This window comes from Pseudomonas brassicacearum, assembly GCF_009601685.2.
Taxonomy (GTDB): domain Bacteria; phylum Pseudomonadota; class Gammaproteobacteria; order Pseudomonadales; family Pseudomonadaceae; genus Aquipseudomonas; species Aquipseudomonas kilonensis_B.
On record NZ_CP045701.2, the window covers coordinates 2583349 to 2596778 of the forward strand.

A 13430-nucleotide genomic window follows, 5' to 3' on the forward strand; every position below is an offset into this window, starting at 1 on the left:
TTGCCACTGACGATCAGTCGGCACGGGCGTCTGCCAGTGCCTGCCTGATCGCCTGCGCCAGATCCAGCAGCACTGTTGCATAACGTGCTTCAATTTCCTGCGCTGTTTCAACGGTCGCCAGGCTGATGTTCAGCGCATGGGTCCGATAGGCCGGGTGGTCGAGCGGGGTGGCAATCGCCATGACCTCCGGCTGCCATGAGGCCACGCAGTACCCGGTTGCCCATACGTGCTTCACCGCATCGTCGATTTCTTCGATCAGTTGGCTGGCGCGGGCCTCGCAGCGGCGCGAGCTGAACAGTTCCAGCAATGGCCGGCGTTGTCCTTCTTCCAGCCCCGACAGATAAGCCCGGCCCAGGGACGTCACGTCCATGGGCAAGCGCTGCCCGGCGAGTACATTGCGCGGCGACTTGCGCTTGCCCAAGCGAATCGACTCCAGGTAGATCATCTCGTCGCCATCGGCGGCGGCGAGGCTGACGTTGACCTGATGGTCGCGAGCCACTTGCAACATCAACGGCGTGGCGATCTGCAACAGCGTACTGGCGTGGTACATCGAATGCGCCAGCCCAAGCAGGGAGGGTGCCAGTCGGTAGGTGCCCACTGTCGGGTCGTAATCCAGGAACCCGGCGTGAACCAGGGTCTGGGTCAATCGACTCACGGTGGATTTCGACAAACCGGCGATCTCGCTCAGGTCACCATTGGTCAGGGATTCGGTACCCGGCCGGAACGCCCTCAGCAAATCCAGGCCGCGCTCAAGGGATCGGTTGAGCGGTGCCTTGCCTTGCCCGGGAACATTTGCCGAAGCCAGGCCAGTGTCACCCTGTTCCAACAGGTGGAACGGTCGCGTTGTCATCAGGTTCGCTCTCCCGCAGATTGAATCCAAGCTTGGCGCATCGCCGGGCGGTCAATCAACTGAATAATAAGAGAGGCACCGTATGACGATCCCTCAGCAATTGTCTGGCCCCATTGATCTGTGTGTCGTGGATGGCATCGCGACGCTGACCCTCAATCGCCCCGAAGCGCGCAACGCAATCAGTGATGAAATGCGTTCGTTGCTGATCGAATACCTGGAGCAGATTGCCTCGGACAACTCGATCAAGGCGCTGATCGTGACCGGCACCGGCAAGGGCTTCTGTGCCGGTGGCGACATCAAGGGCATGCAGGCGCGCATGAGTGCTCCCGCCGGTTCCGTGGCGTTCAATGGTTGGAAGCGCCAGCAGCGGGTTCATCATGCGGTGTCGCTGCTGCACAACCTGCCCAAGCCAACCATCGCTGCGGTGAATGGCGCCGCGACGGGCCTGGGCTGCGACATGGCACTGAGTTGCGACTTCATTGTCGCCTCCGAGCAGGCCAGCTTTGCGATGAGCTATATCGCCCGCGGCCTGATCCCGGATGGCGGCGGCCTGTATTTCCTGCCCCGCCGTGTCGGGCTGCCCAAGGCCAAGGAACTGATCTTCAGCGGGCGCACAGTCGCGCCGGTGGAAGCCCAGCGGATCGGCATGATCGATCGCGTCGTTGAGCACGATCATCTGTTACCGGCGGCCCACGATTGGGCGTTGCAACTCGCGGGCGGATCCGCCACGGCCCTGGCCCTGAGCAAGTCGATCCTGAACAACACCTTCGAGCTCACCCAGAGCCAGATATTCGCCATGGGCAGCCAGGCCCAGGGCATCTGCTACACCTCCAGCGAGCATCAGGAATCGGTTGCCGCCTTCCTTGCCCGCAAGGCCGAGCGGAGCTGAACCATGAATCAGATTGCACGTCTTCTCAGCCCCGCCAGCGTTGCCGTCATCGGCGCCTCGGGCGATTCCCGCAAAACCTCCGGACGCCCCATTGCCTTCCTGCGCAAGCATGGTTTCGAAGGGCGCTTGTACCCAGTCAACCCACGTTATGAGCAAATCGACGGGCTGCGCTGCTATCCCAGCGTTGCCGAGCTGCCGGAAGTACCGGACGTGGCGATCATTCTGCTGGGGGCGGCGCGCGCCAACCAGGCCGTCGCCGAACTGTCGGCACTGGGTTGCCCCGCGGCGATTGTATTGGCCGGTGGCTATGGTGAAACCGGTTCTGAAGGTGCCGCGCGCCAGGAAGAATTGAAAGCGGCCCGCGGGTCGATGCGGATCCTCGGCCCCAACACCATCGGCCTGGTCAACCTGACCGAGCGGATCACGCTGTCGGCCAGCGGTGCGCTGGACATGGATGAGCTGCTGGCCGGACGGGTTGCCGTCGTATCGCAAAGCGGCGGCATCCTTGGCGCGCTGCTGTCCCGTGGTGTCGCTGCCGGCATCGGTTTTTCCAAGCTGATCTCCACCAGCAACGAGGTCGACCTGGATGTCGCCGACTTCGTCGATTACCTGGCCGACGATCCCGCGACCTCGGTGATTGCCCTTTACCTGGAGGGCTTGCGCGACAGTGAAAAATTTTCCCGTGCGGCGCGCAAGGCGCGCGAGGCCGGCAAGCCTGTCGTGGTCTTCAAAGTGGGACGCTCCCAGGCAGGTGCCCACGCGGCGGCCTCCCATACGGGGGCCATGGCGGGCTCCGATGCGCTGTACTCCGCCTACTTCCGTCAGCTTGGGGTGATTCGCGCCGAGACGTTTGCCGACCTGTTGGACATTCCCTTCGCATTGGCCAGTGGCCGGGTCATGCGTGGCCGACGGGTCGCCATTCTGACCTCCACCGGCGGCGCGGGCACCTTGATCGCCGACAGCCTCGGTGTCAGCGGTTTCGAAACCCCCACGCCCGGCGCGCAGACCGCGGCGAAACTGCGAGACCTGGATATTGGCGACCAGGCGGTGCTGGACCGTAACCCGATCGACTTGACCTTGGCGGGGTTGCAGCCGGAGTTGATGCGCGAGGCGATTGGCATCTTGCTCGACAGTGCGGATTTCGATGCAGTGATCAGCGTCGTGGGCTCTTCCGGTGTTGCCCAGCCGCACCTGATGGCCGATGCCATTGGCGACAGCCTGGCCAGCTCCGATAAACCGGTGCTGGCGTACATCAGCCCCCATGCCCCGGCTGCGGCCCGGCGTATCAATGGCGCTGGAGGCGTGGCGTTCAGCGCGCCGGAAAGTTGTGCCAGCGCACTGAAGGCATTGGCGGCACAGGCCACCTGGAGCGAGCCATCCCCTGAGTCTGGCACTGCGCAGGCCGGGCCAGAGGTTCTCCAGGACCTGCCAAGTGGCCCGCTCGATGAAGAGCGCAGCAAGCGCTTGTACGCCAGCTTCGGCATCCCGGTGACGCGGGAGCGGGTGGTTGGTGATGGGGAGCAAGCCGCCCGGGCCGCGCAGGAACTGGGCGGTCACGTCGCGCTCAAGGTGCTTTCCGAGCAGATCCCGCACAAGAGCGAAGTGGGCGGCGTGGCCTTGCATCTGGACGCCGGAAACATCGGCGCGCGGCTGGATCGCATGCGTGCCGAGGTCAGCCGCCACGTGGGGTTCGAGCCGCCGACCTTTCTCGTCCAGGAAATGGTGACGCAAGGGCAGGAGCTCATTCTCGGCTTCCACCGCGACCCGCAGCTGGGCTCGGCGCTCCTGCTGGGAATGGGCGGGGTTACAGCGGAGTTGTTCCAGGACACCACCTTGCACTTGCTTCCGGTAAACCTCGAGCAAGCCCGGCAGATGCTGCGCGAGCTGCGCACTTACCCGTTGCTGGATGGCTATCGCGGCATGCCCAAGGCCGACGTCGAAGCCGCCGCGCACTGCATCGTCGCGTTCTCGGACATGGCCATGCAATTGGGCGAGCGCCTGATCGAAGCCGAGATCAATCCGTTGCTGGTTCGTCCTGCCGGAAGCGGGGTGATGGCCTTGGACGGCTTGACGATCATGGCGTAAGGAGGCCGTTCCACTCTGTGGAACAGCTGCCTTTACCCTGGAAATCACGCTCGCATAATCAAACAACGCTCATTTAAGACTCATAAAAACAAGCAGGTCTCTATGAACAGTCCCCATATTGCCATCCAGTCGCGCAGTGCCCCGATCAGCGCAACGGTGACCGCCCCGACGGTGGTTTCTTTCCGTGACGTGTCCAAGTCCTTCACGGTCAAAGGCGTCGCCAAGCAGGCATCCCACAGCATCAATGTCGACATCCAGCAAGGCCAGTTGGTGACCATCATCGGCCCTTCCGGCTGCGGTAAGTCGACCTTGCTCAACATGGTCGCCGGTCTGTTTTGTCCCACCACTGGCGAGGTACTGTACCGAGGCGAGGCCGTGCAAGGCATCAACGGTCGCACCGGTTACATGACCCAGAGCGACCATCTCCTGCCGTGGCGGGATGTGGCCGGCAACATCGCCGTTCCCTTGGAAATCCAGGGTGTGCCCAAGGCCAAGCGTGAAGCGCGAATCCGCGAGTTGTTGACCCTTGTCGGCCTCGATGGACACGAAAAGGCCTACCCGAGCCAGCTTTCCGGTGGCATGCGCAAGCGCGCCGCCCTGGCGCGCTTGCTGGCCTATGACCCGGAAACGCTGCTGATGGACGAGCCGTTTGCCGCACTGGATGCGCAACTGCGCATCCGCATGCAGACGGAGCTGTTCAAGCTCAGTCGCCAGCTCAAGAAAACCGTGTTGTTCGTCACCCATGACCTGGACGAAGCCGTGGCCCTGGGCGATCGCTGCCTGGTGTTCTCCGGTCGCCCGGGCACCATCGTGCGCGATGTGCCCATTCCCTTGGGTGACGATCGCAACATCATCCAGCTGCGCAAGAACCCGCGTTACCACCAACTTTGTGGCGACCTGTGGGAAATCATCACGCCGGATCACGACGCCTGAAGTTCCAGCCCTGGAGAACCTTGCACATGAATATCTTTCTCGGTCGTCTCGCCATCTTCGCAGCGATTTTTTTGTCCTGGCAGTTCGCTTCCGGTCCCTTGGTGGATCCGTTTTTCGTCAGCTCGCCATTGGAAATCGGCCGGCGCTTCATTGAGCTGGTCGCCAGTGGCCGACTGTTCTCCCACGGCTGGATCACCGTCGTGGAAACCCTGGCGGGCTTTTTCTTCGGTGCCCTGGCAGGCATCACGGTGGGCTTGATCCTGGGGCGCAACGCGCTGCTCGCCAAGCTGCTGGACCCGATCCTGACTTCCATCTACAGCCTGCCGAAAGTTGCCCTCGCGCCGCTGTTCATCATGTGGTTCGGGATCGGCATCGAAATGAAGATCATCCTGACCGCCACCATCGTGTTCTTCCTGGTGTTCCTCAACACCTACAGCGGTGTCCGCGCGGTGGAGCGCGAGCAATTGGAGATCCTGCGCCTGATGGGCGCCAAAGAGCACCACCTGATCACCAAGGTCGTGCTGCCGTCGGCCATCCAGTGGGTGTTCACCGGCCTCAAGCTGTCGGTGCCCTATGCCCTGATCGGTGCCATCGTCGGCGAGATCATGGCTGCCAACCGTGGCCTGGGCTACCTGTTGCAGGACGCGGCGGGGCAACTGGACACGGCCGGCGTATTCGCCGCGCTGATCGCTATCATCGCCCTGGCGCTGCTGCTCCAGGCGGCGGTTCGTGCGCTGGAGACGTACCTGATGCCGTGGAAGAAAGAACAGGACGAGCGAGAAATCTCGGTCTGAGCAACACCATCACAACAACAAAAACAGAGGGTCGCATCATGTCTATCAAAGGTTTTATTTCTGCTTTAGGACTCAGCGTCGTACTCGGTGCTGTCTCGCTCCAGGCGCAAGCTGCCGAGAGCATCAAGGTCGCCTTGGGCACGGAAGGTTTCGTGCACATGCCGCTGTTCGTCGCACTCGACGGTGGCCTGTTCGAAAAACACGGCCTGGACATCGAACTGGTGAAGTTCAAGGGCGGCGGTGCGGCGGCGTCGGGGCTGGCCAGTCGTTCGGTGCAGTTCTGCTCATGCGCCACCCAGAATGCGATCAATGCCAAGATCAAGGGCGCAGACATCACGCTCTTGGGGCGCATGGTCGGCCAATACGCCAGCAATGTGGTCATTCGCCAGGAAGTGGCCGATCGGCTTGGCCTCAATGCCAGCTCCACCGTCGCGCAACGGCTGGCCGCGTTCAAGGGCCTGCGCCTGGCGGTGAGCGGAGCCGGTGGCAGCGCCGATTTCCTGGTGCGCTTCCTTGGCCAACAGGCCCATCTGGAATCGGAAAAGGATTTCACGCTGCTTTACCTCAACAACGGCGCGGCAATGCTGGCGGCGTTCGCCCAAGGCAAGATCGATGGCTTTGCCCTGTCATCGCCGGCCTCAGATAGCGCGGTTATTGACCAGAACGGCTTCACCTTGCTGGACATGTCCGAGGGCATGGTCGCCGAGCTGGATGGTTATCCCTCGATCGCCCTCAGTGCTCGTCGGCAATGGGCCGAAGACAACCCGGCCATCGTAAAAGCCTTCCTGGCCGCCTTGGGCGATGCCACTCAGATGATCAACGAACAGCCGCAGCAAGCCATGAAAGCCGTGCGCAGTCGCTTCGGCGGCGTGAATGACAAGGTCTATGCCGCCGCCTGGGAAAACAATCGCAAGTCGTTCCCGAAGACCCCGTACCTGACGAATACCGACGTGGAGCGTGCGATCAAGTTCCTGGGGGCGGTCCAGAACGAAAAAATCCCGGGCAAGGCCCAGGACTATCTGACCCAGGTGCGCTGAAGCGCGTTTGAATTTCATCCGGCCGGCGCTTCAGGAACACATCGGCAGCGCTCGGCTTCTTCTCGGTAAGCAGTCATGAAATCAATAAAAACAATGCCGCTCTGCGCGGCAGGGATGGGCTTTGCCGTGTATCTGCCCATGGCAGGCGCCGAAGGGTTCCTTGAAGACGCCAAGGCCTCTTTGCAAATGCGTAATTTCTATATGAGCCGGGATTTTCGCGAGGGCGCGGGCCAGTCAAAACGCCAGGAATGGGCCCAGGGTTTTATCCTGCGTTATGAATCCGGCTTCACACCTGGCGTCGTCGGGTTCGGTGTCGATGCGATCGGCATGTTGGGTATCAAGCTCGATTCCGGGCCAGGGCGTTCCGGCACCGGCCTGCTGCCGGTCCAGGACGATGGGGATGTACCCGACAATTATTCCAAGGCTGGCGGCACCCTCAAGGTCAAGGTCTCGGAGAGTCAGTTGCGGGTCGGGACCCTGTTGCCGAAATGGCCGACCCTGACCGCCAACAACGGTCGCTTGCTGCCCCAGACTTTCGAGGGGGCCCAGGTACAGGTCAATGAATGGAAGCCTCTTGAGCTCACCGCGGCACAGATCCAAGGCACGGTGTACAGGGACCAGTCGGGCTCCACCGGTCTTGAGCTGAACAACAAGAACCGTCGCTTCAGTGGCCCCCTCGATGGCGGTGATTTCAACCTTCTCGGCGGGACCTTTCACGCCAGTGAGACGACCGACCTGATTGCCCAATACGCCGTCCTGGAAGACGTCTACAAGCAGCGCTTCCTGGGCCTGACTGATCGCCGCAAGGGCGATTGGGGCGCCTTCACCAGCGATGTGCGCTTGTTCGACAGTGACAGCGATGGCCAGGCGCGAGGCGGGCGCATCGACAACCGTGCCTTCAGTGCCTTGGGCACTTACACGCTCAAAGGCCATTCGTTTGGGCTGGGCTACCAGAAAATGTCCGGGGACTCCGCGTTCCCCTACGTGGCCGGCACCAACCCTTACCTGGTGAACTTCGTCCAGATGGGCGACTTTGCCGAGAAGGACGAACGCTCCTGGCAGGCACGTTATGACTTCGACCTCGCCAGCGTCGGCGTACCGGGCTTGAGCTTCATGACGCGTTACCTGCGCGGCAGTCGGGCCGACGTGCCGGGTGCTGATTCCGACGGCGAACGCGAACTCGACGTCGAGCTGCAATACGTGGTGCAGAGCGGTTCGATGAAAGGCATGAGCATGCGGGTGCGCAGCGCTACCTATCGAGCGGACTTCGCCCGGGACGCTGACGATGTGCGCGTGATCGTCAGCTACCCACTGTCGCTTCTGTAATCCAAGCCATTCAACGGGAGGTAACCGATGCACGCCACTGTAGTGCTCCAACGTGAAGGTGATGTCGGCCAGGTCATCATCGACAATCCACCGGTCAATGCCCTGTCGCTTGGGGTTCGGGAGCAGTTGCTCGAAAGGCTGCAAGAGGCGTTGGCCGACAGTGCCATCAAGGTGATCGTCATTGCGTGCCAGGGCCGGACATTCGTCGCCGGGGCCGATATCAAGGAATTTGACCTGCCCCTGCAGGCACCTCATCTGCCTGAGGTGTTGGCCGCGATTGAACAGGCGTCGAAACCCGTCGTTGCGGCGCTGCATGGCTCGGCGTTCGGTGGCGGGCTCGAACTGGCGCTGGCTTGCCATTACCGAGTGGCCGCACCGGATGCGCAGTTCGCTTTGCCGGAAGTCAGCCTGGGGCTGATACCCGGAGCAGGGGGCACGCAACGCTTGCCACGGTTGTGCGGCATGGAGGTGGCACTGGCGATGGTGCTGGAGGGCGAACGTATCGGTGCGGCGCAGGCACTGTCGATCGGTTTGCTGGATAGATTGAGCGACGCTTCGGTCCTGGAGTGCGCAATCGACTTCGCCAGGGACGTCGTGGGCAAACCTATTGTTAGAGGCTGCGACCGGTCGGTGCCTGAATTCGACCGGCAGTTTTTCCACGAACGCGCCCAGGCGATCCTTCGCAAGACCGCTGGCCAGGAGGCCCCCGTCATGGCCCTGCAAGCACTGCAAGGCGCCTGGCAACTGCCTTTCGCCGAAGGAATGGCGAACGAGCGTGAACGCTTCATCGCACGCCGCCATAGCGAGCAGGCGAGGGCATTGCGGCACGTGTTCTTTGCCGAGCGGGACCTGGCCTCCAGATGTCGTGCATTGGCCACGCAAGCCCCCACACGCCCCATCGATGTGGTCGCCGTGATCGGCGCGGGCACCATGGGCAGCGGCATTGCGCTGTGCCTGGCCAACGCCGGCATCGCTACACGCCTGATCGACACGCAGCCCGAAGCCCTGGAGCGAGGCCGCACGACCATCGACCGTTACTTCTCCAGTGCCTTGGAGAAAGGCCGACTGGATGCCGATGAAGCCACTCGGCGGGCCACGCTGATTGAGTTCGACTCAAGCATTGAAGGCGTTGCCAGTGCTGACCTGATTATCGAAGCCGTGTTCGAAGACCTCGCCGTCAAGCAGGCCGTGTTCAGGCAGTTGGACCGCTTCGCCAAGTCGGGTGCGATCCTCGCGACGAATACTTCGTACCTCGATATCGAAGCCATTGCCGCCGTGACCACCCGCCCGGGCGATGTCATCGGCATGCACTTCTTCAGCCCGGCGCACGTCATGAAGCTGCTTGAGGTGGTCAGGACGCCCCGGGGCCACGCTGATGTCCTGGCGACGGTGCTGCAATTGGGCGGGCGAGTGGGCAAGACCGCTGTCGCGGTGGGCAATTGCTATGGTTTTGTCGGTAACCGTCTGCTGGCCGTTCGCGAGCGCGAGGCGGGTTTCCTGCTGGAGGAGGGGGCGGCGCCCGAGGATGTGGACCGGGTCATCCGCCAGTTCGGCTTCCCCATGGGCCCCTTCGAACTGCGTGACCTGGCGGGCGTGGATATCGCTTGGCGAAACCGGCAGGGCCGGGCTGATCTACTGAGCGCTGCGGAACGCCGTTGCAACTGGATCGAACAGCTGCACGAGGCGGGGCGTCTCGGACAGAAAACAGCAGCCGGTTACTATCGATACGAGGAAGGCCAGCGCCGGGGCCTGCCGGACCCGTATGTGGCCAGGATGCTCGTGGCTCATCGCCAGAACCGTGGCATCGAGCCGCGTGCAATCGGCGATGAGGAAATCCTCGACAGGTGCCTGTTCGCCATGATCAATGAGGCCGCGCACCTGCTTGAGCAAGGCATCGTCGACAGCCCCAATGACATCGACCTCGTCTGGATTCACGGCTACGGCTTTCCCCGTTACCGGGGCGGGCTTCTTTACCATGCCGACCGGGTCGGCTTGCCCAGGATCGTCGAGGCGCTCTCCAGCTGGGCGGCCTTACTTCCTGAGCGAGGACTTGGGGTGGCTCCGCTGCTTCGGACAAAGGCAGCGCAGGGTTCGTCATTCATTCAGCCATGATGCGAATAAGGTCGCGCTTCATTGCTCGAGCATCAACGTGCGCCAGACGATTACTGGCGCAACGGTGCCTTGCTCCTCCTTGTTCTCCGCCAAGGGCGGCGGGGCCGAAGGGGTCACCTCTGTTGTTGGATCCTGGTCGCTGTCTGGGGCCGATACGGTTTCACTCATCGGCCATTCCTGAATGGATCTTGATGACAACCTTGCCCTTGGATCGTCCTTGTTCGACATAGCGCAGGGCATCGGCCGTCGCGTCGAAAGGGAAGGATCGGTCAAGCACCGGCTTGATAACGCCGGACTCGACGAGCGTGGTGATTTCACGCAGTTGAGGACCGCTGGCTCGCATGAACACGAAGGCGTAGCTCACACCCTTTCGGGGGGCCTTGCGGCGTATACCGCTGCTCAACAGGCCCATGATCAGTCTCAGCACCCAGGAAAATCCCTGGGCCTGGGCGAACTGTGGGGTGGGTGGTCCCGAGATGGAAATGAGCTGGCCGCCAGGTTTGAGGATCTTCAGCGATTTCTCCAGTTCATCGGCGCCCAGGCTGTGCAACACGACGTCATAGTCCTGCAGGACGCTGGCGAAATCCTGTTGCCTGTAGTCGATGACTACGTCCGCGCCGAGGGCTTTGACCCACGGCACATTGCCGGTGCTGGTGCTGGTCGCAACGAAGGCGCCCAAGTGCTTGGCAAGCTGGATGGCGAGGGTGCCGACGCCACCTGAACCGGCCTGGATGAAGACCTTTTGGCCTCGCTTCAGTCGGGCGGTTTCAACCAGTACCTGCCAGGCGGTCAGGGCGACCAAGGGCAGGGCAGCGGCTTCTTCCATGCTGATGTTTGCCGGTTTCACGGCCAGGGCGTTTTCGTTCACTGCAATCTGCTCGGCGAAGGTGCCGATGTGCCCATCCGGGGCGCGGGCATAGACCTCATCGCCCGCCTTGAATTGCTCGACACGGGAGCCCACACGGACCACGACCCCGGCCAAGTCATGACCCAATGCCAAGGGAAATGAGTAGGGCAGGATCAATTTGAATTCGCCTTTGCTGATCTTTGAATCCAGTAGATTGACGCTGGCGGCCTGCACGCGGACCAGAACGTCGTGCTCTCCCACGTCAGGGGCCGGTACATCGCCTATACGGCCACTGCTCTTGCCGTAGCGGTCGATTAAAAATGCCTTCATGGTGTTTTGCTCTTCTAAGGGATGCAGCGCAGTGATCATCTGGCCCGGCATCCAGAAATACCGGCGCTGTCCTTCGCGCCGGCGCCCGCTAAACAATGATCACGCCGGGTCTTGATAACGTTCGGCAACATGGGACTGCCGGATTTGCCCGAGCAGGCCTTGACGCGCGGCCTGCAAGGCATCCCAGCGTGCCGCTTCATGCAAAGGCGGGATGGTCACCGGCTCGCGACGATCAAAACCGACCAGCGCGGCATCGACCAGGTCAGCGACTTCCATGACTTCATTCAGGGTGTTGATATCGATGCCCGCGCGTTCCCAGATTTCGGTACGGGTGGCCGCTGGCAGGACAGCTTGAACGTAGACGCCTTTTGGGGCGAGTTCCAGGCTGAGTCCCTGGGAGAGAAACAGCACGAACGCCTTGGTCGCGCCGTAGACCGACATACCGAACTCCGGTGCCAGGCCCACGACGGAGCCAATATTGATAATCGCGCCGTCACCCGCTTTGACCAGGCGTGGGGCGATGGCGCTGGCCAGCCGCACCAGCGCGGTGGTATTGAGCGACACCAGGTGCGCGACGCTGTCGGTCGATTGTTCGATGAAGGTCCCGGATTGGGCAGCACCGGCGTTATTGACCAGGATGCCGATGTCGGCGTCATCGCGCAGCCGGGTTTCGACGGTGGTCAGGTCGCCGATCTGGGTCAGGTCGGCCTGGAGAATATCCACGACAACGTTATGTTCGCTGCGCAGCTTGGCGGCCAGCGCTTCCAGGCGCGCGCTGTCGCGGGCGACCAGGACGAGAGGGTGTCCACGTTGCGCAAAGCGCTGGGCATAGACAGCGCCAATGCCGGTGGAGGCGCCAGTGATGAGAACGGTTGTGCGAGTGTCCATGGGAGATTCTCTTCTTCAAGGTATTGATGAGCGAGTCGCGCGCTGTTGTTCAGGCGCGCAGTCGGGTCTTGCCAGTGTTACCGCGCGCTGGATTCAGCGAGCGTTGGATAGTCGATGTAGCCCGTCGCACCGCCACCGTAGAGGGTAGCGGGGTTGAATGCCGACAAAGGCGAACCGGTTCTGAGCCGCTCCACCAGGTCCGGATTGCCGATGAACGGCCGGCCGAAGGCGATCAGGTCTGCCTTGTCTTCGACGAGTCGTGAGGTGGCCAGCTCCAGGTCGTAGCCGTTGTTGGCGATGTAGGTGTTTTTGAAACGTTGGCGCAAGGCGGCAAAGTCGAAGGGCGCAACGTCGCGCGGCCCACCTGTCGCGCCTTCGACCACGTGCAGGTAAACGATGTCGAGAGCGTTGAGCTGTTCGACCAGGTAGTCGAACTGGGCCTGTGGTGCGCTGCTGGACACACCATTGGCCGGCGAGACCGGCGAGATGCGCAGGCCGGTGCGGTTGGCGCCGACTTCTTCCACCACTGCCGCGGTCACTTCCAGCAGCAGGCGAGCACGATTTTCAATCGAGCCGCCGTAGGCATCGGTGCGCACGTTGGCACCGTCCTTGATGAACTGGTCCAGCAGATAGCCGTTCGCGCCGTGGATCTCCACGCCGTCAAACCCTGCCGCGATGGCGTTCGCCGCCGCCTGGCGAAAATCGTTGACGATCCCGGGTAACTCGCTGATGTCCAGCGCTCGCGGTTCGGAAACGTCCTCGAAACTATTGTTGACGAATACCTTGGTCGCCGGACGCAAGGCGGAGGGGGCCACTGGTGCGACGCCGTTCGCTTGCAGGTCGACGTGGGAAACGCGGCCCACATGCCACAGTTGCAGGAAAATTCGCCCACCTTTGGCATGCACGGCCTCGGTGACGGTGCGCCAGCCGTCGATCTGCGCCTGGGTGTAGATCCCAGGTGTGTCCTGATAACCCTGTCCTTGCTGGGAAACCTGTGAAGCCTCGGAGATCAGCAGGCCTGCCGACGCTCTTTGGCTGTAGTAAGTGGCAGCGAACTCGCTCGGTACAAAACCTTGCCCCGCACGGTTACGTGTCAGCGGTGCCAGGACCACTCGGTTGGAAAGCGTGAGATCACCCAATGTGTAGGGCGTGAACAGGTTCTGGTCGGTCATGGCGTCTTGTTTCCGTCGGTTTGGATAAAGGGTGCGCGTGCAGCCTGCCGAAGTGAGCGCGGCTTTTTATTAGGATGATGATCGAAATCTAAACTGTCAACTAATTTGATTATGCTCGACATCTATGTATGATGTGCGCATGATTTTCGAGCAGCACGAGGGAGTGA

General features: G+C 62.0%; 12 protein-coding genes. 7 read left to right on the forward strand and 5 right to left on the reverse strand.

Going from position 1 to position 13430, the window contains the following annotated elements; genetic code table 11:
• Window positions 1–13: 13 nt before the first annotated feature.
• Window positions 14–850, reverse strand: a complete 837-nt coding sequence (locus GFU70_RS11380; RefSeq protein ID WP_153388045.1) for an IclR family transcriptional regulator — start codon at window positions 848–850, stop codon at window positions 14–16.
• Window positions 851–932: 82 nt separating this feature from the next.
• Between GFU70_RS11380 and GFU70_RS11385 the strand changes: the two genes are divergently transcribed.
• The 7 genes from GFU70_RS11385 to GFU70_RS11415 all read left to right on the forward strand — a co-directional run bounded on the left by GFU70_RS11385 (window position 933) and on the right by GFU70_RS11415 (window position 10026).
• Window positions 933–1739 carry an enoyl-CoA hydratase/isomerase family protein gene (locus GFU70_RS11385; RefSeq protein ID WP_116642484.1) on the forward strand — a complete coding sequence of 269 codons (807 nt, stop codon included), beginning with the start codon at window positions 933–935 and terminating at the stop codon, window positions 1737–1739.
• A 3-nt stretch (window positions 1740–1742) separates the two neighbouring features.
• A complete protein-coding gene (locus GFU70_RS11390) occupies window positions 1743–3824 on the forward strand; it encodes an acetate--CoA ligase family protein (protein ID WP_153388046.1) in 2082 nt (693 codons plus the stop codon).
• Between the two features lie 102 nt (window positions 3825–3926).
• Complete coding sequence (locus GFU70_RS11395; protein WP_081264401.1) at window positions 3927–4757, forward strand: ABC transporter ATP-binding protein; 831 nt, start codon at window positions 3927–3929, stop codon at window positions 4755–4757.
• 26 nt (window positions 4758–4783) lie between these two features.
• Window positions 4784–5551, forward strand: a complete 768-nt coding sequence (locus tag GFU70_RS11400) for an ABC transporter permease (protein WP_058546126.1) — start codon at window positions 4784–4786, stop codon at window positions 5549–5551.
• Between the two features lie 38 nt (window positions 5552–5589).
• The gene (locus GFU70_RS11405) at window positions 5590–6588 is read left to right on the forward strand and encodes an ABC transporter substrate-binding protein (RefSeq protein ID WP_116642482.1); all 999 of its coding nucleotides are present in this window, start codon (window positions 5590–5592) and stop codon (window positions 6586–6588) included.
• Window positions 6589–6663: 75 nt separating this feature from the next.
• A complete protein-coding gene (locus GFU70_RS11410; RefSeq protein WP_153388047.1) occupies window positions 6664–7914 on the forward strand; it encodes an OprD family porin in 1251 nt (416 codons plus the stop codon).
• Between the two features lie 27 nt (window positions 7915–7941).
• Window positions 7942–10026 carry a 3-hydroxyacyl-CoA dehydrogenase NAD-binding domain-containing protein gene (locus GFU70_RS11415; protein WP_153388048.1) on the forward strand — a complete coding sequence of 695 codons (2085 nt, stop codon included), beginning with the start codon at window positions 7942–7944 and terminating at the stop codon, window positions 10024–10026.
• Between the two features lie 18 nt (window positions 10027–10044).
• Here the strand turns inward: GFU70_RS11415 and GFU70_RS11420 are convergent, their stop codons facing one another.
• The 4 genes from GFU70_RS11420 to GFU70_RS11435 form a co-directional block, all read right to left on the reverse strand.
• A complete protein-coding gene (locus GFU70_RS11420; RefSeq protein WP_153388049.1) occupies window positions 10045–10194 on the reverse strand; it encodes a hypothetical protein in 150 nt (49 codons plus the stop codon).
• Window positions 10187–11203 carry an NADP-dependent oxidoreductase gene (locus tag GFU70_RS11425; protein WP_153388050.1) on the reverse strand — a complete coding sequence of 339 codons (1017 nt, stop codon included), beginning with the start codon at window positions 11201–11203 and terminating at the stop codon, window positions 10187–10189. Before GFU70_RS11425 ends, GFU70_RS11420 begins: the two co-directional genes overlap by 8 nt.
• Window positions 11204–11302: 99 nt before the next feature.
• Window positions 11303–12091: an SDR family NAD(P)-dependent oxidoreductase gene (locus tag GFU70_RS11430; RefSeq protein ID WP_116642479.1), complete on the reverse strand. Its 789-nt coding sequence runs from the start codon at window positions 12089–12091 to the stop codon at window positions 11303–11305.
• A 77-nt stretch (window positions 12092–12168) separates the two neighbouring features.
• Entirely contained in the window at window positions 12169–13263 is a 1095-nt protein-coding gene (locus GFU70_RS11435) for an alkene reductase (RefSeq protein WP_116642478.1), read from the reverse strand.
• Window positions 13264–13430: the final 167 nt, after the last annotated feature.